This is a genomic window from Chelativorans salis, from assembly GCF_025336525.1.
GTDB classification, from domain to species: domain Bacteria; phylum Pseudomonadota; class Alphaproteobacteria; order Rhizobiales; family Rhizobiaceae; genus Chelativorans; species Chelativorans salis.
This window is the reverse complement of the sequence record NZ_JAOCZP010000018.1, coordinates 1-23,066: the sequence shown is the minus strand read 5'-3', so window position 1 is coordinate 23,066 and position 23,066 is coordinate 1. Positions and strand designations below refer to the sequence as shown.

General features: G+C 62.4%; 19 protein-coding genes and 1 pseudogene. 15 read left to right on the top strand and 5 right to left on the bottom strand.

Going from position 1 to position 23,066, the window contains the following annotated elements:
* Nucleotides 1-508: RES family NAD+ phosphorylase (locus tag N5A92_RS27200; RefSeq protein ID WP_260907761.1), on the top strand; the 508-nt coding region annotated here is incomplete at its 5' end.
* 324 nt (nt 509-832) lie between these two features.
* On the opposite strand, the gene N5A92_RS27195 is transcribed toward N5A92_RS27200, so the two are convergent.
* Nucleotides 833-5,317 carry an autotransporter domain-containing protein gene (locus N5A92_RS27195; protein ID WP_260907759.1) on the bottom strand — a complete coding sequence of 1,495 codons (4,485 nt, stop codon included), beginning with the start codon at nt 5,315-5,317 and terminating at the stop codon, nt 833-835.
* Between the two features lie 263 nt (nt 5,318-5,580).
* On the opposite strand from N5A92_RS27195, the gene N5A92_RS27190 reads away from it, so the two are divergent.
* The 9 genes and pseudogenes from N5A92_RS27190 (at nt 5,581) to N5A92_RS27145 (ending at nt 13,346) form a co-directional block, all read left to right on the top strand.
* Nucleotides 5,581-6,747 (top strand): helix-turn-helix transcriptional regulator, encoded by a 1,167-nt coding sequence (locus N5A92_RS27190; RefSeq protein ID WP_260907756.1) that lies wholly within the window; start codon nt 5,581-5,583, stop codon nt 6,745-6,747.
* A gap of 56 nt (nt 6,748-6,803) precedes the next feature.
* Nucleotides 6,804-6,929 (top strand): annotated as a pseudogene (locus N5A92_RS27185) (IS5/IS1182 family transposase); the annotation flags it as partial.
* Nucleotides 6,930-7,247: 318 nt separating this feature from the next.
* On the top strand, nt 7,248-8,858 hold the full coding sequence (locus N5A92_RS27180) for a Fic family protein (RefSeq protein WP_260907753.1): 1,611 nt from the start codon (nt 7,248-7,250) through the stop codon (nt 8,856-8,858).
* A gap of 815 nt (nt 8,859-9,673) precedes the next feature.
* Entirely contained in the window at nt 9,674-9,979 is a 306-nt protein-coding gene (locus tag N5A92_RS27175) for a DUF1236 domain-containing protein (protein WP_260907751.1), read from the top strand.
* A gap of 527 nt (nt 9,980-10,506) precedes the next feature.
* A complete protein-coding gene (locus N5A92_RS27170) occupies nt 10,507-10,887 on the top strand; it encodes a nickel-binding protein (protein ID WP_313958470.1) in 381 nt (126 codons plus the stop codon).
* 432 nt (nt 10,888-11,319) lie between these two features.
* Complete coding sequence (locus N5A92_RS27165; protein ID WP_260907747.1) at nt 11,320-11,829, top strand: AAA family ATPase; 510 nt, start codon at nt 11,320-11,322, stop codon at nt 11,827-11,829.
* 19 nt (nt 11,830-11,848) lie between these two features.
* Complete coding sequence (locus tag N5A92_RS27160) at nt 11,849-12,580, top strand: phosphotransferase enzyme family protein (RefSeq protein WP_260907745.1); 732 nt, start codon at nt 11,849-11,851, stop codon at nt 12,578-12,580.
* 139 nt (nt 12,581-12,719) lie between these two features.
* Nucleotides 12,720-12,914: a hypothetical protein gene (locus N5A92_RS27150; RefSeq protein ID WP_260907762.1), complete on the top strand. Its 195-nt coding sequence runs from the start codon at nt 12,720-12,722 to the stop codon at nt 12,912-12,914.
* 174 nt (nt 12,915-13,088) lie between these two features.
* Nucleotides 13,089-13,346 (top strand): PQQ-dependent sugar dehydrogenase, encoded by a 258-nt coding sequence (locus N5A92_RS27145; RefSeq protein ID WP_260907743.1) that lies wholly within the window; start codon nt 13,089-13,091, stop codon nt 13,344-13,346.
* On the opposite strand, the gene N5A92_RS27140 is transcribed toward N5A92_RS27145, so the two are convergent.
* Complete coding sequence (locus N5A92_RS27140) at nt 13,321-14,040, bottom strand: response regulator transcription factor (RefSeq protein WP_260907742.1); 720 nt, start codon at nt 14,038-14,040, stop codon at nt 13,321-13,323. The two genes, N5A92_RS27145 and N5A92_RS27140, sit on opposite strands and share 26 nt — an antisense overlap.
* Nucleotides 14,037-15,287, bottom strand: a complete 1,251-nt coding sequence (locus N5A92_RS27135; RefSeq protein WP_260907740.1) for a GAF domain-containing sensor histidine kinase — start codon at nt 15,285-15,287, stop codon at nt 14,037-14,039. Before N5A92_RS27135 ends, N5A92_RS27140 begins: the two co-directional genes overlap by 4 nt.
* Before the next feature lie 267 nt (nt 15,288-15,554).
* Here N5A92_RS27135 and N5A92_RS27130 point away from each other — a divergent pair, with 267 nt between their 5' ends.
* From N5A92_RS27130 to N5A92_RS27110, 5 genes are read left to right on the top strand one after another with little or no spacing between them, the layout of a single operon-like run.
* Nucleotides 15,555-16,571 (top strand): ABC transporter substrate-binding protein, encoded by a 1,017-nt coding sequence (locus N5A92_RS27130; protein WP_260907738.1) that lies wholly within the window; start codon nt 15,555-15,557, stop codon nt 16,569-16,571.
* A 59-nt stretch (nt 16,572-16,630) separates the two neighbouring features.
* The gene (locus tag N5A92_RS27125) at nt 16,631-18,094 is read left to right on the top strand and encodes a sugar ABC transporter ATP-binding protein (protein ID WP_260907736.1); all 1,464 of its coding nucleotides are present in this window, start codon (nt 16,631-16,633) and stop codon (nt 18,092-18,094) included.
* Nucleotides 18,091-19,038 carry an ABC transporter permease gene (locus tag N5A92_RS27120; protein ID WP_260907734.1) on the top strand — a complete coding sequence of 316 codons (948 nt, stop codon included), beginning with the start codon at nt 18,091-18,093 and terminating at the stop codon, nt 19,036-19,038. Before N5A92_RS27125 ends, N5A92_RS27120 begins: the two co-directional genes overlap by 4 nt.
* On the top strand, nt 19,035-19,985 hold the full coding sequence (locus N5A92_RS27115; RefSeq protein WP_260907732.1) for an ABC transporter permease: 951 nt from the start codon (nt 19,035-19,037) through the stop codon (nt 19,983-19,985). Before N5A92_RS27120 ends, N5A92_RS27115 begins: the two co-directional genes overlap by 4 nt.
* Nucleotides 19,986-19,998: 13 nt before the next feature.
* On the top strand, nt 19,999-20,913 hold the full coding sequence (locus N5A92_RS27110; protein WP_260907730.1) for an SMP-30/gluconolactonase/LRE family protein: 915 nt from the start codon (nt 19,999-20,001) through the stop codon (nt 20,911-20,913).
* A gap of 46 nt (nt 20,914-20,959) precedes the next feature.
* On the opposite strand, the gene N5A92_RS27105 is transcribed toward N5A92_RS27110, so the two are convergent.
* Together N5A92_RS27105 and N5A92_RS27100 are read right to left on the bottom strand one after the other, a co-directional pair.
* Complete coding sequence (locus N5A92_RS27105) at nt 20,960-21,247, bottom strand: hypothetical protein (protein ID WP_260907728.1); 288 nt, start codon at nt 21,245-21,247, stop codon at nt 20,960-20,962.
* A gap of 82 nt (nt 21,248-21,329) precedes the next feature.
* Nucleotides 21,330-22,547, bottom strand: a complete 1,218-nt coding sequence (locus tag N5A92_RS27100) for a sensor histidine kinase (RefSeq protein ID WP_260907727.1) — start codon at nt 22,545-22,547, stop codon at nt 21,330-21,332.
* Between the last annotated feature and the right edge of the window lie 519 nt (nt 22,548-23,066).

Genomic DNA, 23,066 nt, shown 5'->3' with positions numbered 1-23,066 from the left:
TGGAACCTGCTACAGGGCCCATGATCCTCGTTGGGCATTCAAGCCGACCTCTGGCGACGGCGCGGCAATCAGGGGTGCTCGTTTCAATCCCAAAGGTGTGCCGGCTCTCTATCTGGCGCTCACCGTCATGACGGCGGTCAAAGAGGCTAACCAGGGCTTTGCCCATCGCATCGACCCCTGCGTGCTCTGCTCCTACGAGGTTGATTGCGAAGACATCGTGGATTTGACGTCAGAGCAGGGGAGGCGCGAAGTGTCGGTCGCGCTTGAGGACATGGCTTGCGCCTGGGCGGCAGCACTCAGTGACGGACAGCGACCCGCCTCCTGGGCCATGCATGACCGGCTGCGGCCAGAAGGTGTCGCTGGGATCCTTGTTCCGAGCTTCGCGCCGGGCGCCGAGCAGAACGATCGCAATCTCGTGTGTTGGAACTGGGGTCCGCATCGTCCTCATAAGGTGACGGTGATCGACCCGAGCGGTCGATTGCCAAAAGACCAACTGTCTTGGCGGTGATCCGCGGTTGAGCAATTGGCTCTCGCAGCTGTTGCAGAGGCGACAAAGGCGGCAAGCAGGAGCACGAGCGATGACAAGATCTGGTGCGGATTTGGCTCAGGCCATGCCTGGCGGCGCTGGGTCATCGACAAACGCCTCTGTGTCGGCCGCACTGGTCTTGGTGCGGCCGAGATGGATCGACAGGCAGGAGAGCCTATGGAGGTGAAATAAGGCTTCGGCGACGGCGAGCCCGATCACCCCAACAAGCCGAGCGGCACCTGACCCAAGTCTTCATCCGTCCTTCGCCTTCTCGCAGCGCCATCGCCCGGTCACAGGTTTACAAGCCTAAAACCGTGCGCTCAGCCTTGCACGGAGGCCGTGGTCATACGCGCCCGATGCGAGCTGTCCCTGGTAGGAAATGCCCAGCGTGGCGGCAGTTGCGAGTTCATAATCCAGTCCAAATTCAACCACTGCGGCATCTTTGGTGATCGGTACGCCGGTGATGGTGAACGCATCGCCGCCGGCAAGGGCGAGCCTCGAAACCGGTTCCGTGTCGCCGAATGCGTGCCGCCAGCCGATCATGCCCTGCGCCGTGAGGCTATCGCCGGCAAGGTCGAATTCTCCGGAAGCGCGCAGACCGAGGGTGGTGAATGCGGTTTCTGTAGTCGCGCTTTGCTCGGTCAGCGCCGCCGCCCCGCCGGTTTCGGAAAACCCGTCCGATTTCACCCGAACGTAGGCAAGATTGGCAAAAGGTTCGAAGGAGACCGCTGCCGTATCGATGCGGTAGCCGGCCTCGCCGAAAGCTTGGAGCGTGCCGGCGTCATAATTAGCTTCGAGCCCGTCGACGAAGCCGTCGAATGCGACGTGCCGGTTAATCTCGATATCATGCCATGTGTAGGCGAGGCCGCCGCGCAGACCGATGGCACCTGATTGCGTTCCACCATAAAGGCCGAGATGAAAGTTGTCGCTGCTGGCCGAGGAGGTACGCTCGTCGATTTCGAGGGTCGAGCGGCTGTGGCCGGTGAGAACGCCGAGCCTCCATGTGTCGGCAACCGCCATGTCCGCGCCTAGGAAAAAGCCGCCGATGTCGCGGTCGAGCGCGGCTGCATTGCCGTCGCCGTCCCAGCGCCCCCAGGAACCGAAAGCCTGCCCCCAGGCGGCGAACCGCTCCGTGTCGGCGGGCGCGATCCCGCGGCCCTCTGGCCCGTAGGCCAGGACGGGGACAGCATCGGCCGCGACACCGCCGAAAGCCGCGCGCACGCGCCCCGCCGCCGCCTCGCGCACGAAACGGCTATCTTTGATCAGCGCGCTCTTTGCGCTGGCATGCACCTCGCCTGATAGTGCGTCGAAGGCGGCGCGCGCCTCTTCGGCGGAATCCAGAAGAGCGACGGCGCTGAAGAGCGCATTCCCGCCGCCCAGCGACTGCACGCCTTGAGCCGCGGCCGCATGGTTCGACGTCTCTGCGACACTGGCGAAATCCGCCGCCTGATGGAAGGTCAGATAGGCATTGCTGCCATCATAAGTGAGCTCAGGCGACAGAAAGAGGAAGGATCCCGAGGTGAGGGCGAGGTCGTCAAACGTTCCCGTGACCCCTCCGGCCGCGCTCAGAACCGTATAGGAGGTGTCGATCGTGAAGTCAGGCAGTGGAACAACCTCCACCGTGCCGCCCTCAAGGGTGGCCGTGCCGCTGACGTCGAGCAGGTCGGAATTCCCGGCGCCGTCAACTTCCACCTCATAGGTGGAGCCCGCGGCTTGCGTGTAATCGCCCGACACCGTCAGCGTGCCTATGGAATTGCCGGGCGCGACGGAGCCGGCCATGGTTGTCGTGCCGACCGCGCCGGCGCCCCGTAGTCTTCCGCCGGCAAGCACGTCTAATATCCCGCCCAGTGTGCCGTTGGCGACGAAGGTCGCCGAGTCGTGCACGGTGGTAGCGCCGGAAAAGGCGAAAGCATTGTTTATCTCGGTATTCCCGGCTAGGAGGTCGATCCGACCGGTGCCGATCAGCCCGGGGACGAAGGTGTAGTCGTCAGCCGTATGATTGAAGACTATGCGGCCATCGCCGTCGCCGAATGTTAGCGGCGTGGTATTCAGTGTGCCGGGCGCCGCCGCCGGATCGCCCTCAGCCGCGCCGATATTGAAAACGCCCCGCGAGCCCGCCTCACGGGCGAGGAACATTGCACTTGTTGAATTGACGACCGCCTGGTCTGCGATTGTCAACTCTCCGGCGCCGAAATCACCGATCGTGAGACCTGCTGTGCTTTCCCATCGCGTCCCGTTGCCAGTCAGGGTTACGTTGCCTTGGCCGCTCGCACTGGAGCCGACGGAACCGCCGATGCTCGATAGTGTTGCGCCCTCGGCGATCGTCAGCGTCCCTTTGCCCAGTCCGCCAACAGTCAGAGAGCCGGAATTCCTCCAGGTCGAGCCCGCACCTGTGACGGTGACCATGCCGGCCGCGCCCGCGCTATTGTTGCCGATGGTGCCGGCATCGCTGCTGACGGTGCCCCCTTCCTCGATGAGCAGCGTGCCCGTGGCATCTTGCAAGCCCACGTGGAGATTACCGTCGACCGTCCAGGTGGAACCCGATCCGGATACTGTCGCGGTGCCGGAACTTCCGGCGAAAAGGCCGATGGCGCTGCCGCGGTTGCTGACAGTCCCTCCGTCTTCGATAGTGAACCCGCCATCGCCCAAATAGCCGACATAAAAGAAGCCGGTATTGGTCCAGGTTGAATCCGAGCCCGCCACGCTCGCCGAGCCGGTAGAGCCTGCCTCAAGCCCGATGATGCCGCCGTTGCTTGTGACGGCACCGCCGTTCTCTACAGTCAGCGTGCCATCGCCGCCACCGCCGACAAAGAGACTGTCGGAACTCGTCCAGGTGGAGGCGGGACCGGTCACCGTCGCCGTGCCGCTGGAGCCTACTTGATCACCGATGCTCGCCTGATTGGCATTATTCACCGTGCCGCCATCCGCGATGGTCAAAGTGCCGCTGCCTTCGCGGCCGATGGTAAGGCTGCCGGAATTGATCCAGCTCGAGTTTGCGTCCGAGACGGTTACGTTTCCGCTCGAACCTTCAAGGTAGCCGATGTAGCCGTTGACGTTATCCATGACACCGCCATCCGCGATGGTCAGCATGCCCTCGCCCAAATAGCCGACATAGAATCCCCCGGTGTTCGCCCAGGTCGAGCCGGGGCCGGTTACAGTCGCCATGCCGAGGGAAGACGCGGCGTATCCGATAACGCTGCCATCACCGTCGACCGCACCGCCAGCTTCCACCGTCAATGTTCCCTCACCAACTCCGCCAACGAAAAACAGTGCGCTGCTCGTCAATGTCGAACCCGAGCCTGTCACAACCGCCGTTCCCGTGCCGCTATTGAAATCGCCGATAACGCCGTGGGCGGTGTTGACCCCACCGCCATCCTCGACCGTCAACGCGCCATTGCCCCTGGAACCGACAATGAGGTCGCGGGGATTCCAACTGGAGCCGCGGCCGGTGACGGTCACTTCACCGATGGAGCCTATTTCGTGGCCGATATAGGCTTCGGCGTTGCTGACGGTGCCGCCGTCCGCAATAGTCAGGGTGCCGTCGCCTTCGCCGCCGATTTCGAGGTTCCCGCCGTTCGTCCAGGTGGAGCCGGGTCCGGTTACCGTCGCCGTGCCGCTGGAGCCTGCGGAAACGCCGATATAGCCAGAGCTGTCACTGACTGTACCGCCATCGGAAACCGTCAGCATGCCGGCCCCCCCGTCACCGACAAAGAGAGCACCGGAATTCGTCCAAGTCGAGCCCGCGCCCGTCACCGTTACTGTGCCGAAGGAGTCTGCTTCCAGTCCGATAGCGCCGTTACTGTTGCTAACAGCGCCTCCGTTCTCGATCATCAGCAATCCTTCTCCAAAGACGCCGACACCGAGAGCGGTGGAATTTGTCCAAGTCGAGCCCAAACCGGTTACCGTCGCCGCGCCGCTGGAGCCTGCGTAAAAGCCGATAAAACCAGAACTGTTACTACTGACCGTGCCGCCATCTAAAACCGTCAGCGTGCCTGTCCCGGCGTCGCCGACAACGAGTGCGGTAGAATTCGTCCATGTCGAGCCCGCGCCCGAAACGGTCACGTTGCCGGTCGAACCATTTAAACGGCCGATGAAGCCGTTGGTGTCGGTCACCGTACCCTGGTTTTCAATGGTCAGCGTTCCGTGGCCCTCGCGCCCAACGAAGAGGTCGCCGGAATTCGTCCAGATCGAGCCCGCGCCCGAAACGGTGACGTTTCCGCCGGCAGTATCAAAATAGCCAATCAAACCGTTGGTGTTGGCTACTGTTCCCTGGTCTTCAATAGTCAACGTTCCGTTGCCGGCAAAACCGACGGTGACGTCGCCAGTATTGGTCCAGGCGGAGGTGGGGCCGGTCACCGTCACCACACCGATCGAGCCTTCCCTGGAGCCGATGACGCCATAATCACCGCTAAGCGCACCGCCACTTTCGATGGTCAAGTCGCCAGTGCCATCGCTCGTCAGGCCGATACGGAATTGGGTGATACCACCCACCGAACCGCCCGATAGTATCACCGGATTGAAACTGGCAGAGTTGAGATACACGAAATCGCCTGCGGTCGGCGCTGAGCCATCCAGCCAATTGCCGTCCACAAACCAATCGTCCGAAACCGCCCCTGTCCACAGATCGGCCCTCGCCGGGCCGGTCACTGCGGCTACGCCGACAGCGGCGGTTGCCAGCGCGAGTCCTGTGATCCGAACGCCAGTCAGAACCGTCGTGCCCGCCAGCGCCCGCCACAGGGCGCGCTCGCGGACTTTTCCGGTTGTATGGTCCCGCGTCTTCAGCGATTTCATGCATTTCCCCAAATGGCCATGGCTGATGGCCGGACTTGCCGGCGTGCTTCATGCCTTTTGTCCGATTTGGGAAAATTGCGCGTCCGACGAACGTTCTACGCCGGCTGTCAAAGACGCTATTGTTGCCTTTGCGCTACTTACAGCCTGCGGGCATGGTCAATGCGGCGTGAATTCGTTAGAGTTTCGCAGTACAGCTGGGGGTTGTGTACCGATGAGACGCTCTGCGGGTTGAGGGGCTCATCACGGAAAGCGGGGCTTGGCCGATGCGCTACGAGGCGGCGCTGGATCTGGTAGGCAGCATCTACGACGCGGCATTCGAGCCGGAACTATGGCCGCAGCTTTTGGTCCGGGTGAGCGATGCGGTGGGCGGTGTGCAGGAGTGCCTGCAGGCGTATTCGCCCAAATCCCATTCCTTCGCCATGATCGCGCCGCGGCGCGATCCCGACTACAAGCAGAATTTCCGCGATCACTGGATGAAAGTCGGTTTCCACGACGGCTTCGCTCGGATGGCCGAGAGGCTGCTCGCCGCCCCCGCCGGCCGCGTGCTTGACTTCAGGGAGCTGTATCCGACGGCTGAGTTCAGCCGGACGGCGCTTTACAATGAATGGTGGCAGAGGCAGAGGCTCGGCCAGGCGGCGCTGGTCGTCAATCTCACCACCAGCGACCGCGCATGGCAAATGTGTGGTCTGCACAAACGGCCGAACGAGGATTTCTCTGACGAGGAGATCGCCTTGTTCAAGGCAATCGCTCCCCATCTGGCGCGGGCATTTTCCCTTCAGAGCGAGATTGCGCATCTGGCGGCCAGGGAGGACATCGGCGTCAATTCTTCGAGGCCGGGAAAGGGCACTATCTGTCTCGACAGAGATGCAAACATCGTCTTTGCGGATGACGAAGCGGAGGCGCTATTCAAGTCGATCCCTGAGCTTGGCCTCGAGCAAGGCCGGCTTTCCCCGGCGCAGCCGGATGTTGCGGCCGCGCTCGACCGGCTGATTGCGTCCTGCGCCGACTTGAAACTTGAACCTGGCGGCCCGGGCGGGTCGATCATTCTGACACGGGGGCACGCACGCCCACCCGTCACGATCGAGGTCCTGCCGACCGGGATGACCGCGGCACGGCGCGACATCGGCGTTTTTGGTCTGCTGCGGCCCGTAGCGATCCTCACAATCGTCGACGCCGAGCGGGAGCTTGCGGAACGGAGAAAAGAGCTGCAGGAGAAATTCGGCCTGACGCCGGCCGAGGCCACCTTCACCCTCGAAATCCTCAAGGGTGACGGGCGCGAGGCGGCTGCCGCCAGATGCGGTATCGCCGTCTCCACCGCTCGCACGCATCTGCATCGCATATTCGACAAGGTCGGCGTGCGCCGGCAGGCCGAGCTTGTTCGTTTACTGGCTGGCGGAGCGGATAGGAAGACTAGGTTCAGGACCCGTTAATTTTCTTGCGGATCAGTTTCCGGTTTGATTCAAGGCCTCCATTGAAGGAGTCCCTGATGAGTGACTTGTTTCTGCTGAGCGAGCGCCAGATGGCGCGGATATCGCCGTATTTTCCGCTCTCCCATGGAGTTCCGCGCGTTGACGACCGGCGCGTTGCGAGTGGCATCGTCTATGCACCGCGGCAAGCCTTCTTAAGAAGGGGATGTTCGCCGCAACAATCATCTTCTGCCTGTGATCAACGAGTCCTGAGCCCAGGCGGATCCTGAGCGGGGTCTGCGGTCCCGGCATTCAACCAGACCACTGCAACAAGCGTTACACCCGCGCTGACCCCCGGTGGCCGGGCGTCGTCGTAGGAGCCGGTCCCCCGCCCCGAACTTCTACAGAATAATATTAGATCGACACGAAAACCTAATAATGGCAGAACCGGATAACCTAAGAGTCGTCCGGCACCAAAACCTATGAGCCGCGCGACGCGATAACCGAACGGCGGCACAGGTCTGATGGCGACTCCCTCCGAGAAACTGGCTGAATCACTGGAAGCGCTCAAAGCGCTGCAGGAGAATGGCGCAGTTGCGATCCGCTCGGACAGCCTGACGCGCACTCACCGCGAACGGCTGCTCAAAAATGGATTCCTGCAGGAGGTGATGAAGGGCTGGTACATCCCGTCAAGCCCGAACGACCGGGACGGCGATACGACGCCTTGGTATGCGTCCTTTTGGGACTTCTGCGCCGCGTATCTGCGGGAGCGTTTCGGCACGACTTGGTGCATCGCCCCGGAACAATCCCTCAAGCTGCATGCCGGCAACCGCACCGTACCCGCGCAGCTATGGGTGCGTGCTGAAAAAGGCGGCAACAAGCCGACCAAGCTGATGCATGGCACCTCGATTTTCGACGTCAGGGCCGCGCTTCCGCCGGCAAAAGACACCATCGAAGAAAACAACGTGCGCCTTTACAAGCCCGCCGCCGCGCTGGTGGAAGCCTCGGCCGGTTTTTTCGCGCAAAGCCCGACCGATGCTCGCACGACGCTCGCGCATTTTGCAGACGCATCGGAGATCCTTGCGCACCTGCTCGAAGGCGGACACAGCGTCGTCGCCGGACGGCTGGCAGGCGCGTTTCGCAATATTGGCCGCGGACGCATCGCTAATGACATCATCAAGAACATGGAGGCCGCAGGCTACACCGTCCGCGAAACCGACCCGTTCGAACGCAGGCTGCACGTCGACCTGCCTACTCGCGAGCGCTCCGCTTATGCCGGACGCATCCGCCTGATATGGCAGGCGATGCGCGCAGATATCGCGGATAACTTCCCGCCCGCGCCCGGCCGTCCCAACGATATCGAAGCCTATCTGAAACGCGTCGAAGACATCTACGTGACGGATGCCTATCACTCGCTCTCGATCGCGGGCTACCGCGTCAGCCCGACGCTGATTGAGCGCGTGCGTTCCGGGAGCTGGAACCCGGACCAGAACGAGCAGGACCGCGAGCATCAAGACGCGCTGGCCGCGCGCGGCTACCACCTTGCTTTTCAGGCCGTGAAGACGAGCGTGCGCGCTGTCCTCGGCAGTGAAAATCCCGGCACGGTCGCTGATCGTGATCACGGCGAATGGTATCGCGAGCTCTTCGCCCCGAGCGTGACCGCCGGCCTTGCCAGACCCGCAGATCTTGCCGGCTACCGCAGCGACCGCGTATTCATCCGCAATTCAAAGCACGTACCACTCCCCCCCCACGCGGTGCGCGATGCGATGCCGGTGTTCTTCGAACTTCTCGCGGCCGAAGAGGATGCCGCCGTGCGCGTCGTGCTCGGGCATTTCATCTTCGTCTATATCCACCCGTACATGGACGGTAACGGCCGTATGGGCCGCTTCCTGATGAATGTGATGTTGGCATCCGGCGGCTATCCCTGGACCGTGGTCCCCGTCGAGCGGCGCGAAGACTATACGGTTGCCCTGGAGCAGGCGAGCGTCCATCAGAACATCACCCCGTTTGCGAGCTTCGTGGGAGGTCTTGTCAATGACGGGCTGCACGGCAGACCTGTGGCGAAGGTGCCGGATGAGACTCGGGCAAGGCAGCAGCGTGCGAGCGAGCCGGAGCGGGAGGGAGCCGATAGATGAGTCACGCTTTCCGACCATCTTGCGGCCGAAACGGCCCGCTATGTCGCCGAGACACAGCGCCTGAGCGAAACCGGTTCGACGACCGAGGAAACGCTTGATCGGCCCGCGGCTTCGGCCGGAAAATCCGCTCTAGGGGCAGCGAACTCTGCCGCGTAGACATCCCAAAGATATCTATCCTCGTTTCGAGGCAACGCCTTAGGGAGGAGTCGGCTATCACGCCTAGATGATTTGACGATGATGTGGGAAGTAACAGGGCTGGAGCTGAAGGTCTCCCTGGCCGGCGTCCTGACGCAGCTGAAGGCCAGGTTACGAACAAACTAATGAGATCGTCCTTGCCGGAACGGGAACTGTGCTGCTTTGTGAGAAGCTCTAAATCGCGATTTGAGGAACGCTTATCGCACTAGGAGCATCGCCGCGTCGGAGATCGAGCGGGTCGACACCAAGCACCATGCCTACAATCCCGGCGACATAGCGCGCAGCGGCGTTTTGTAGTTCTGTCCCAAGATGGCGAAGCCCCATCGAACGCGAAATTACAGTTTTCTGGGGCTTTCCTGGCAGCTCAGGAGCCTTGATCTGAGCAATTATCGGGGGTTCGATTGGTAGGACCGTTCTGGCCACTGTAGCCGAACGCAACGCATTAAACTCATTGAGTTCGGAACTTGGCGTGAAAGCTGGGCTGGTGCTGTAGCCGAGTTTCACGCCTCCTAGTTGCTTCCACCCGCCGCAAGGCGGCAAACCACCGAGAAGCGCAATGATTTGGAACGAGTTTCGTTTCTGCGGGTTCTTCGGCCATCGCAATCGTTGGAGCCAGGAAGATGAAAGCCAAACTATCCGCTACCGTGGCATCCTTGATGTTGCTTGCCGGCACGGCGGCCGCGCAGGACATCGTAATTTCGCCGGAGCAGGAGACGGTGATCCGTGAGTATGTGATCGCCAACCCCGTGGAACCGGTGCAGCCGCCGCCCGGAGTCTCGATTGAGGTTGGCACCGCACTGCCGGATACGATCCAGCTTCGACCACTCGAAGTCCCCGACGTTACGTATCACTATGTGATTCTTGAAGGACGCACGGTCCTCGTCGAACCGCAGACCCGGGAGATCGTCTACGTCATTGAACAATGAGCGCCAGGCGGCGGGATGCATCGCCGTTGTGCGTCTGGGTTCCGCCGCATCCTGCGCCGTGAGGCGCCAAGCACGAAGAAGCGCGGGCAGCGCGCTAGAAACCCACCGCGAACTTCACACTGCAAATCCTATCCATCCACCGCGAGCCGCCAGGCTCGGGGAACACCGTTGCGCGCTTCAACATCGCGTGCAATAAGGACATGCGGCTCTTCGGTCTTCGTCCGCTGAAAAGCCGGACGGACTGAAAGTCTACGCCCCGAACGCCAATGGCGCTCGTGTCGCCACCTTTTCCCCGAATTCGGGCGGCAGCTGCGGCGGTTCGACCTCATTGCATACCGGGCAGCGCGCACCGGTGCAGCAGTCGCACTAGGCTGTGCCGTCCTCAGTGAGCGGTAGTTGCAGCTTTTCGACTGCGCCCTGCAAAACACCAAAATAAGCGCTACAACCCGGGCTGACTCTCGGTGGCCGGGCGTCGTCGTAGGAGCCGGTCCCCCGCGGCGGCGGGCGCTTCTCCAAATGACGCGACTATGATCGCGAGGTCTCCCAGTTTCTGGTATCCTGCCGTGTTCCCATTTTCGGGGAGCTTTCGATGGGAGGAAGCAATGGAACTATACGCAATACGGCGTCGCAGTGCATGGGCGAACGCTGAAGAATTGGAGAAGGCAGCCGGCGTCTCGGCCAAAGTAGGCAATGAAGAGATGCCAGATCGAGTGCGCTGGATCAGGTCCTACGTGGTGGCTGAACCGGATGGTCGCCTGGGCACGATCTGCATTTACCAGGCCAGAGATATTGATTCTATCCGCGAGCACGCTAGGCGCGTTGGCATGCCCGGAGATGAGGTTGAGGCAATAGCTAAGACTGTGGTCGTTCGGTCAGATCCTGAAGAGGCTGCACAAGCTGCAGGGTGAGTGACAAAACGTGCCTGCTGCCTCACAGTGGCGGGCACCCCTTGCTCGGGAGCTTTGACGAAATCGGAACTGATCCCGGCGGATAACAGTTCAATCGGCGAGGAGACTAATAATGGCCGTCCCGCCGAAACCGCCACCACAACCACCAGGACCGGAGCCGGAGCCGCCGCGGCCAATTCCACCGGACCAACCGCCAGACGTCCCGCCGCGACCGGGTCCACCGCCACGTCCTTAGAGGCCCCTATGTATTATTGGGACACAGATTCACGGTAGGCATCTCGCTGCTGCCTGATCGGAAAGGTTCGACCTCATTTCGGACCTTCACCGCTAATCCGCAAAGTCCCGAAAGCCGCCGTTGATTGGGTGAAATTCGTTGGTGAAGCGTCAGCACATGTAGTCTCAACGAATTGAAAGCTGTGGTAAACGGCGCGCATGGGCATCAAGAACTATCTGATCGAAGGCGGTTCCGGCACTGGAAAAACGTCTGTCGCAACCGAACTGGAGCGGCGGGGCTACCATGTCATCCATGGTGACCGGGTGTTGGCCTATGTCGGCGACCCAGAGAGAGGTCAGGCACTCGCAGGACCACCCAAGGGCGCGGACCGCATCGCCTGGGTTTACGCGCACTGGATCTGGCCTTTAGACAAGGTCCGGGCCATTACTGCCGACGCCACCCACCCTGTCACCTTCTTCTGTGGTGGCTCCCGCAATCACCATAAATTCCTGGACCTTTTCGACAAGGTTTTCGTGCTCGATATAGATGTCCAGACGTTGAACCGACGATTGGAAGGACGGCCAAATGAGCCGGGCTTCGAGTCAGACGAGCGTGCGTTGGTACTCCGCTACCACGGGACCCGCGAATACCTTCCCGCCGGGATCAATATCGACACGGCCGGTACTGTCGCGAGCGTCGTCGACGATATCCTTGCTCAACTGAGCTGAAGCCTTGAAAGTGTTGTGAATGGGATGGAACGCACTCGAATATTGGGGAAAAGACGCTCGCCGCCTGGAACGGTTCACTAGCGAAAGCCCCAATGATGTTTGGAGTGTGCAAGTCGGTGGGCAGCTTGCAGTCGCCCGACTTGGCACGCGGAGCGACGCTGATCTGGCTTGGGAGACCGGACTCCTCCTGCACCTCGACCGAAACGGGATGACGGTACCGGTACCTATCCCGGCGATGGATGGCCGGCTGTTCGTCGATGGTCTGGTGGTGATGCAATACTTGGAGGGCGGACCGCCCGAGACCAAGGGTGACTGGCGTCGCGTGGCCGACGCGCTGCGTCAACTGCACCGGCTGACGCAAGATTGGCCGCAGCGTCCGGGCTGGCAATCCTCTACCGACCTGCTGCAAGTTGATCGGGGGACGCGCATCGATCTCACCGCAATGCCGCCCGAGGGCGTTGCTCGATGCCGGGCGGCCTGGGCGCGGCTCGTAGGCCGTCAGACCTGCGTCGTCCACGGTGACGCTAATCCACGCAACATCCTCATGACCGCCAACCGGGTCGCGCTCATCGACTGGGACGAGTCACATGTCGACGTTCCTGATCTCGACCTTGAACTGCCCCACAATGCTGCCGATCTCGACGCTGATGCATGGGACATTGCCGAACAGGCATCGGCCGCCTGGCAGGCCGCCGTCTGCTGGAAGGACGAATATGCCGTCAAGCGGCTGGCCCAGGTTCGGGCCATTTAGTCAGCAGCTTCCTTGCGCCGTTGGTCGCTGCGCGAGATCATGAACGCGATCTTCTACGTCATGCGCGGCGGTATCGGCTGGCGGCTTCTGACATTGCGCGACCAAAGCGGCCATTCATTCGTACAGCCAGACGCTGCGCGTGCAGTTGCGCGGCACGCCGGTGCAGGGCAGCGACCCCAATGCAATGCCTCTTGCGGACTACATCTCCGAAACCGTAGCGCTGATCGAAGAGCAACCTGGTGCCGAAGAAGTCCTCGTCGAGCGCGTGCACTTCCAGCGCTTCGCCGAACGTGAAGGCCGCTACGCCGAGTCATTTGCCCGTCTGAACGGGTAACCCAATAGACGTCGAGACACCAAGGGAGATCCGAGCGCTTACTACCCGGAAAGACATAGCACCAACCCTTGCGGCGGTGGTCATGGCTATCTGCGGCGGGGGTTCCGGTAGTGCGCAGCATGGAGAACTCTATCCGGGAGAAGTAACGGAGGTCGTCTCCGGCCTGGACATGCCATGGGGCTCGCCTTTCTGCCGGACGGCACGGCCCCGGTCTCCGAGCGCCAGTCAGCGCGCATCCTACGCATCCTTCCCGATGGGGGCGAAGTCCAGGAGCGCGGCGTGGTTCCCGACATGGATTTCAGTGCCGAAGGCGGACCGCTGGGATTGGCCGTTTCCCCGGACTTCGAGGAGGAGCGGACTGTCTTCGCCTATGTTTCGTCAGTTCCGACCAATCGGGTTGTTGCGCTTACCTACCCTCGAGCCACTCCTTGAGCTCAGTCTCGGCACGTTCCAGGGCGCTGTAGTTCAGGAGCTTGCGCAGGAAGGCCACGGCCACCGCGCGGGTACGCAGGTTGAAGCGGCCGTCGTCGTCCTCGCCGGTCGTCTGGTAGACCTCGAGCTTGTCGTAGAGCTGCTGCAGGCGGTTCTGTACGCTTCTGAGCGAGAGATTGCGGCGCTTGGCGATGGCGCGGTCGGTGAGGCCCAGCGCGATATCGACAAGGATCTCGTATTCGGTATCGGTGAAACCGCTCACCTGGCCGAGGCTCTTCTGCTGCAGGCCGCGCACCTCGCGGTCGATCACGCATTGGCTCTCGACGAAAATCGAGCGCAGCGCCAGCTTCAACCGCTCGTCGGAGGCCGACTTCAGCACATAGCCGTAGGCCGCCCCGTCCGGCACAATGCGCGAGACGCCGCGCACATAGGCTTCGTCGGAATAGTTGGACCAGAAGAGGATGCGGGTCTCCGGCCGCTCCTTCCAAATGGTGCGGGCGGCTTCGATGCCGTTTCTGATATTCATCTGCAGGTCCATCACGATGTGCGCGGATTCGTGATGACGGGCGAGGTGCTCGCCTTCCGTGCCGTTGTCGGCCTCGATCACCGTGTCGCATTCGGGCAGCGCCGCGCGCACCGCCTCGTTGAGATAGGACCGGTGCAGCGGGTCGTCCTCGACGATCAGGACTTTCATCGCATCTCCTCGTGTGTATCCGCTGCCTGGGCGGGGGAGGGGATGGGCAGCACCACCTTCACCACCGTGCCCTTGCCCGTGCGCGGCGGGCCGATGGAGAATCTCGCCGAGATCAGCCGGGCGCGCGTCTTCATGTTGTCGATGCCGCCGCCGGCGCGCCCGCGCGGGCGCTGGACGCCTTCGCCGTCGTCGGCAATGACGATGGCGATCTCCTCCTCGCGGCAGGAAAGCCGTACTCTGATCATCGAGGGGCGGGCGTGGCGGACGGCATTGTTGATCGCTTCCTGGGCAATGCGGAAGAGCGCCACGCTGACCGTCGGCTCCAGCCCGTCGCAGGCGCCCTGCGTCTCGTCGATGAGCTCCCATTCGATGGCCGTACCGCTGTCGCGCACCGAGCGTTCGAGATGGTTCTCCACCGCCTGCGCCAGCCCGAAAAGCTGCAGTACGGAAGGCTTTGCCTGCTCGATGATGTGGCGCAGATCCTGCATGCAGTGCTGCAGGCCGCGCGACAAGGGCTCCAGCGCTTCCGGCGTGATGTCGCCAGTGTGCGACAACTGTTCGATGCGCCGCGCCAGCCGTGTGAGGTCGGCCAGCGTCTGGTCGTGCAGGTCCATGCCGATGCGCTGGCGCTCCTGCTCCAGCGCTTCCGTGAGCTTCAGCGCGCCGAGCCGCAGGCCTTCCTCGCGGGCCCGCGCCTCCGCCTCCACGATGGCCGAGCGCTGCGCCTGCTCGGCGGCCCGAAGGGCGAAGAAATAGGGGGAGAGCAGGTCGGCGATGGCGCGTGCATGGCCGATGTCCTCCATGGTATAGAGGCGCGCCGTCTGCGAGGAACAGGACAAGGCACCGATGATCTCGCCCTGTACCTTCATGGGCACGTGCACTCGGCTTCTGAGCCCCTGCTCGACGATCGGGCCCTTGAACGCGCCGTCGAAATGGAAGCGCGGGTCGGCGCAGGCGTCGTCGGTGAGGAGATAGTCGACCTCACCCCACAGGAGCGTGCGGATCGGACTGTTGGCGACCGGTGCTGATTTGAGCTCGCTCCAGGCCGTGTCCATGCCCGTCTCGTAGGCGGTGTGGTATTTGCCGTCGACCATCAGTATGCAGACGTCCATATGGTCGTGCGGCAGGATGTGGGCGACCTCGGCGGCCACCGCACGGATGGCCGAGCGGAAATCGAGCTGCCCCGCGAGCAGGCGCGAGATTCCAAGATAGTGATCGACGAGCGCTGCCGGCGCCATCTGAAGCATGTCGAGGTTTCCTCCCGCGGCCGGCAAGTTCCGGCCGCTCACGCGAGTAAGCGCCCGAGCGGGCGGCTTCGTCCTGCATAAACCCGCATCATTTGCGGTAAGACCCGCAAACGGCTTGCCTCAATGATCCTATACACGATCCGCAATCTATTTCATCCTGCGCCAACTGAGGGAGGAGACTCAGCACGATAGGACCGTCCGTTGTCTGCCGCCTGAATGGCGGAGGGAATGTTCCTGCTGGCGGGCGGCATTCAAAGGGAGAGAGAGATGAGAATTCGCAACACGCTTCTGGCCTCGGCCGCTATCCTGTGCGCGGCGATGCCCTTTTCGGCGAGCGCCGACACGTCGGACAAGCGCATCGCGCTTTCCAACAACTATGCCGGCAATTCCTGGCGCCAGGCCATGCTGACGAGCTGGGACAAGGTGACCGGCGAAGCCGTGGAAGCCGGCACCGTGGCTGCGGCGGACGCCTTCACCACCGCTGAGAACCAGGTGACGGAGCAGGCTGCCCAGATCCAGAACCTTATCCTGCAGGGATATGATGCCATCGTGCTCAACGCTGCCTCGCCCGAGGGGCTGAACGGCGCCGTCAAGGAAGCCTGCGACGCGGGCATCACCGTCGTCTCGTTCGACGGCATCGTCACCGAGCCGTGCGCATGGCGCATCGCGGTCGACTTCCACGAAATGGGCCGTAGCCAGATCGAATATCTCGCCGGCCGCCTGCCCGATGGCGGTAACCTCCTGGAGATCCGCGGCCTTGCCGGCGTCTTCGTCGACGACGAGATCTCCGCCGGCATCCATGACGGCGTGGAGGCGTATCCGCAGTTCAAGATCGTCGGTTCGGTGCATGGCGACTGGGCGCAGGACGTGGCGCAGAAGGCAGTGGCGGGCATCCTGCCGAGCCTGCCGGAGATCGACGCCGTGGTCACCCAAGGCGGTGACGGCTATGGCGCAGCGCAGGCTTTTGCTGCGACGGACCGGGAGATGCCGATCATCATCATGGGCAACCGCCACGACGAGTTGACGTGGTGGAAGGAGCAGAAGGACGCCAACGGCTATGAGACCATGTCCGTTTCCATCGCTCCCGGCGTCTCCACCCTCGCATTCTGGGTCGCGCAGCAGATCCTCGACGGCAAGGACGTGCCGAAGGACCTGACGGTGCCGTTCCTGCGCATCGACCAGGACAATCTCGAGGAGAACCTGGAGAATACCGAGGCCGGCGGCGTCGCGAATGTGGAGTATTCGCAGGAGGACGCGTTGGAAGTCATCAACGCGGCGATGTAGCCTTCCTTCTGTCGCGCGGTGCCTTCTGACGCCGCGCGGCAACCTGCCCCACGAAAGCCATGACAATAGCCGCCGAACAGCCCCAGCACCCCATAATCGAGGTTGAAGGCGCGAGGATCAGCTTCGGCGCCGTCAAGGCGCTCGACGGCGTGACGCTCAAGATCATGCCGGGCGAGTGCGTCGGCCTGGTCGGCCACAATGGCGCCGGCAAGTCGACCATCGTCAACGTTATCAACGGCGGCCTTACGCCCGACCAGGGCAGCGTGTCGACCGACGGCAACGCGGTCCATGCCTACGGCATCAACGTCGCCCGCGCCCACGGCGTGCGCTGCGTGTTCCAGGAACTGTCTCTCTGCCCCAACCTGACGGTGGTCGAGAACGTCCGCATCGTGCATCACGACCTCGGCGGTGTCGGCTGGCGGGGGAGGGCGCGCCGGATCATCGAAGAAAGCCTCGGCGCGATCTTCCCCGGCCACGGCATCGACAGCGGCGAGACGGTCGGCGCCCTATCCATCGCCGAGCGCCAGATGGTGGAGATCGCCATGGCGTTCTCCAACGCCGGCACGGCGCCGCGCCTCGTCATCCTCGACGAGCCGACGTCCTCGCTCGATGCCAGCCTCGCCAAGCAGATGCTCGCCCATGTGCGCCGCTTCGTGGCTGACGGCGGCGCCGTCATCTTCATCTCTCACATCCTGCACGAGATCCTCGGCACCGCCGATCGCATCATCGTCATGAAGGACGGCCGCATCGTCGCCGAGCGCCCGGCGGGCGGGTTCACCGCGCAAAGCCTGTTTGAGGCCATGGGTACCGTGGCCAAGGGCGAGGCCGCGCGACGCGAAAGCCGCGACCTGGCAGCAGCACCGGTCGTGCTGGAGCAGACCGGAAGCGGATTGTCGTTCACGGCACGCCGTGGCGAGATCGTCGGCCTCGCGGGCTTAAGCGGTCACGGCCAGACGGAGATGCTGATGTGGCTTCACGCGCAAAGAAGCGGCAACTGGTGGCCACGGCACAACCCTGCGGTTGCCTTCGTAGCCGGCGACCGCCGGCTCAACGGCATCTTCGATCTGTGGAGCATCCTGAGGAACCTCTCCATCGCCTCGCTCGGCGATATGTCGCGCCGCGGCTTCGTCGCTGGCGAGGTCGAAGAGGGCAGGGGAGAGGACTGGAGGAAGAGGATCGAGATCCGCACGCAGAACATTGAGAATCCCATTCTTTCCCTTTCCGGCGGCAACCAGCAGAAGGTACTGTTCGCCCGCGCTCTTTCCACCCGCGCGCCGGTGGTGTTGATGGACGACCCGATGCGCGGCGTCGATGTCGGCACCAAGCAAGAAGTCTACCGTATCGTCCGCGACGAGGCGGACGCCGGCCGCACCTTCGTCTGGTACTCGACGGAGATGGAAGAGGTGTGCCTGTGCGACCGCGTCTACGTTTTCCGTGAAGGCGTGATCGTCGCCGAGCTTTCGGGCGACGACGTCAACGAGGCCAATATCCTCGCCGCCTCCTTCCAGGGAGCGGCGGCGTGAATCTCAGGCCTTCCTCCGACACCATCCGGCTGATTGTTCCCGCCCTGTCGCTGGCGAGCCTGCTCGCTGCCGTCTTCTGGCTGCAGCCGCGGGCAATGAGCTATGTGGGCCTCAACCTGCTCTTCAACCTCGCCGTCCCCATCGCGCTGGCGACCATTGCCCAGATGCTTATCATGGCGGTCAACAATCTCGACCTGTCGATGGGCGCCTTCGTCAGTTTCGCAGCCTGCGTGGCGGCGACCTTCCTGCACGATAATCCTCCGCTCGGCGTGCTGATCCTGCTCGCCGCCATCGCCGTTTATGCGCTCCTCGGCGTCATCATCCACCTGCGCGACCTTCCATCCATCGTCGTCACGCTTGGCATGAGCTTTGTATGGACGGGCCTTGCGGTGCTTCTCCTGCCGGCTCCCGGTGGGCATGCGCCGGAGTGGGCGCGTTGGCTGATGACCGCCAAGCCGCCGCTCATGCCGATGGCCATCGTCGCCAGCATCGTTATCGCCCTTCTTGCCCACTTCATCGTCATGCGCTCGTCCTTCGGCGTGCTCGTGCGCGGCGTGGGCGGCAACGAGCGTTCGGTGGAGCGCGCCGGCTGGTCGGCGCTGGTGGCGAGGGCAGGGGCTTATGGGCTCGCCGGCGCCTTTGCGGTCGCCGCCGGCATCGCGCTTGTCGGGCTCACCACCTCAGCCGACGCCAACATCGCACTGCGCTATACGCTGCTTTCGATTGCCGGCGTCATCCTCGGCGGCGGCGAGTTCGTCGGCGGCCGCGTCTCGCCCATCGGCGCCGTCATCGGCGCGCTGACGCTGACGCTCGCCGGCTCCTTCCTGTCCTTCCTGCGCATCTCGCCGGACTGGCAGATCGGCGCGCAGGGCGCCATCCTCATCATCGTCCTGGCGCTGAGGCTTTTCCTCAACCGCATCGAAAGCAGGGAGAGGCGCCGATGACCCTCTTCCACGGCCTTATGCGAAAACCCTGGATCTGGTCCTATCTCGCCGTCGCCGTCGTCTGGTTCGCCACGATAATGGTGACGGGCGGGGCGAGCGCCGTGGGCCTTTCCAAGGCCGCGCTCACATTCGCCGCCTTCTCGGTGATCGTCGGCATCGGTCAGATGTTCGTCATCACGCTCGGGCCGGGCAATATCGACCTTTCGGTGCCGGCCACCATGACGCTCGCCGGCACGGTGGCGCTCAAGCTGATGGGCGTCGACAACGGCATGATCGTGCCGGGGCTGCTGTCAGCACTCGCCATCGGCGTCGGGGTCGGCGTGTGCAATTACGGGCTCATCAAGCTCCTGCGCATCCCGCCGATCATCGCCACGCTGGCCATGAGCTTCATCGTGCAGTCGGCGGCGATCTGGACCAACCGCGGCTTGCGGATCAAGCCGCCGAGCCTGCTCGCGGAGTTCACCACGTCGAGCACGCTCGGCATCCCCAACATGGCCATCGTGGCACTTGCTGTCGCCGTCATCGCCTGGGTCCTTCTGGAAAAATCCCTCTACGGCCGCTGGATCACCGCCATAGGCCAGAGCATGGCGGCCGCCCGCATGGCCGGCATCCCGGTCGACGGCACGCGCTTCATCACCTACGTGCTGTGCGCCGTGCTCGCCGCCCTTTGCGGCTATCTGCTCGCCTGCTTCTCGGGCGGTGCGGCGCTGAACATGGGGGCGGAATATCTCCTGATGTCGATCGCCGTCGTTGTCATCGGCGGCACGTCGGTCGCCGGCGGCGATTCCAACGTGCCGGGCGTGTGGGGCGCTTCGCTGTTCATGTTCCTGGTCGTCTCGATGCTCAACACCTACGGGCTGGGCGCCGGCGTCCGCCTGATCATGACCGGCCTCATCATCATCAGCGTCATCGTCGTGGCCAGTGGCCGCCGGGCGCGGCAACCCTGAAACAGAACGAAACATGAGCAACGATACTCTCTATGAAATCCACGACACCCGCTTCCGCTCGCTGATCATCAAGAACGCGCGGCTCGAGGAACTCTATAGCGGTTGCCGCTGGGCCGAGGGCCCGGTGTGGTTCGGCGACGCCAACCAGCTTCTTTTCAGCGACATCCCCAACCAGCGCATGCTGCGTTGGGAGCCCGACGGCGGTGTCTCGGTTTTCCGTCAACCCTCCAACTTCGCCAACGGCAACACCCGAGACCGCCAGGGCCGGCTCGTCACCTGCGAGCACGGCACCCGCCGCGTCACCCGCACAGAACCCGACGGCACGATCACCGTGCTCGCGGATTCTTTCGAGGGCAAACGGCTCAACTCGCCCAACGACGTGGTCGTGGGCTTCGACGGTTCAGTCTGGTTCACCGATCCCACCTACGGCATCCTTTCCGATTACGAGGGCTATAGGGCAGAGCCGGAGCAGGGTGCCCAGAACGTCTACCGCCTCGATCCGGAAACGGGCGACCTTTCAGCCGTCATAGGCGATTTCCGCCAGCCCAACGGCCTTGCTTTCTCGCCGGACGAAAAGACCCTCTACATCGCCGATTCCGCCGCCAGCCACGACGACACCGCGCCGCGCCACATTCGCGCCTTTGACGTGGTCGACGGAAAGAGGCTTGAAAACGGCCGCGTCTTCGCCCTCATCGACAATGGTATTCCCGATGGCATGCGTGTCGACACCGAGGGCAACGTCTGGTCTAGTGCTGCCGACGGCATCCACTGCTTCGCCGCAGACGGCCGGCTCCTTGGCAAGATCCTGATCCCTCAGACCGTTGCCAACCTCACCTTCGGCGGCCCCCGCCGCAACCGCCTTTTCATCACGGCGACAACGTCGCTCTATTCACTCTACGTCAGCGCGACCGGTGCACAGCGGCCGTGAACCGCGCAGAAGTCGGCGTCCCTTAGGCGGGGCTCAACCCATCGCACTACTCAAAAGCTGCGATTTCGGCCGCCGTTGCAGAAAGATTGGCTTCGGTTTCGGTTATTCTGGCTGCCGATTTCGCCATAGCGGCGGCGTTTTTCGCCACCTTCGCCGTCAGCGGGACCATAAGGATTCTCGTTGTATAATGAACTTCTGATCTTTCGGCTGTTCTCCGGGCGTGCAGGTCAGGCAGGGCCGCTATGTAGCTGAGCTTGCCGACATTCTCGACCGCTGCAGGATAGAGGCCGAATACGAGGCCAACAAGCGTGGAAAAGAGGAAAGCCAGCACCACGGGGGCGCGTCGTTGATGCCGTCTCCGACCATGGCGACCCGCTCGCCGTACCCACGCCGCAACTCTTGGCCGCCGTAACCAATTATTGGTCGACTTCTACCGGGAGCACTATCGTGCAGACGACACCGTTCCGGTGCAGCTGGTAATTCACATCCGCATCAAGAGCGCGCCCGAGTGAACGCTCGATCAGTTCCCGCCCAAATCCTTGGCGATCCATGGCGTCCTGAGAGACATCCACTCCGCTTTCGCACCATTCTAGAACGGCCTTCGTGGCTGCACCTTCTCTTCTGAGCTCCCACTTGATCTCCAGGCGACCAGTGGAGGCTTTCAAAGCGCCGTACTTGATCGCATTGGTGGCGAGTTCATGGACAGCAAGACTGAGTGCTTGAACGTGTGCCTCGTCTACCACAGCGTGCGGTCCCTCAATCTTAACCTGAGCACTGTGAGTGCCCATGTAGGGGTTCAATTCGGCGTCAACCACTTCCGCCAAAGAAGCCCTGGCTTCTGGCTTGGTGATTAGGTTCTGCGCACGTGACAGAGCTGTGATACGCTGCTGAAAATCGGCAACGGGACGACCACGCCCCACCGTCTTGTTGGCGATGGAGGAGACGACCGTGAGGAGGTTACCCACGCGATGGTTTAACTCCCTCAGCAACACTTGCTGCCGTTTCCTCAGCGCTTCGACCTCGGAAAGACGCTCCTCGGCATCACGACGGGCGGATTTCTGCACCTCGCGAGCAGCAACCAATCGAAAGTAGGCCGAGGCAAAGCGGGTCAGATTACCCAGAAGTCGTGCATCCTCGGAGTCGAACTGATGCCGCATATCATGCGTGATTGCCCATATCGTCCCGGCAGGTCGTCCATCCGCGTAAAACGGCGCGAGGAGAGCTTCTTGGATGGGAGGCTCTATAAGCTTAAGGGGCGCAAAAGAAAGCTCAGGTCGCCTAAACAGTTGAACTTCCTCCGTGTCGATGACGATGCTGCACGGGCTCTCGTTGCGCGGCATCGTTCCGCCGGAATTCTGCGCGAAGGCCCCAACCACAGCTGTCCAACGGAACAGTTCCTGGCCGTCCGCGCGCTCCAGGATGCTGAGCCCAGCTGATTGTGCGCGGCATGTATCAAGAATCGTCTCTGATAGTTGCTGAAGGACTATATCGGGCTCCGCGACCAACGCATCCCCAAGCCGCAGAAGTGCAAAGTTCTCATTGGCGTGATCAACCGCACGAAACCGGGTTTTCAGTTCGTGTGTGACAAGCGTCCGCTGCAGAGATGCTTCATTCGGAATTTCCTGACCTGCCATGACGCTCCTCACATATCACAGAAACCGAACCACTTTGGTCACCTAGACTTGCTACGAAAAAATAACCCTACCGCGCTCAACAACTGCAAGGCAACTATGCTGGCGCGGAATGGTTGCAGCGGCCCTTTTCGAATGTATATCGTCGTGCGACTCGTGTCGTCGCCGAAGCATCTGTGAAAGCTTGATCAGGCCCTGGAATCTCGCGCCGCCAGCGCACGCGGCGCTTGATCGAGCGGCACGATCGAACTTTGGACTTCATAGCCGGCGTCGCCAGCGCTCACCAACAGCGTTTCGACTGAACCGGGGGGGCAAAGCAAATCAGGGACTAATTCTGGCCAAAAAGGCGTCATTTTGGACAAACTCAACGAGAAAAACCTAACCACGTCTTCAGGCAGGAAATAGCGGGTTCCATAATGTATGTTATGTGATCCGAGGTTGTAGGCGCAAAGTTAAAATGTCCTGATTCTGCAAAGTAGGAATGTCACTCTCCCGTGTTTGGATGACGTGGGAGATTGCGGA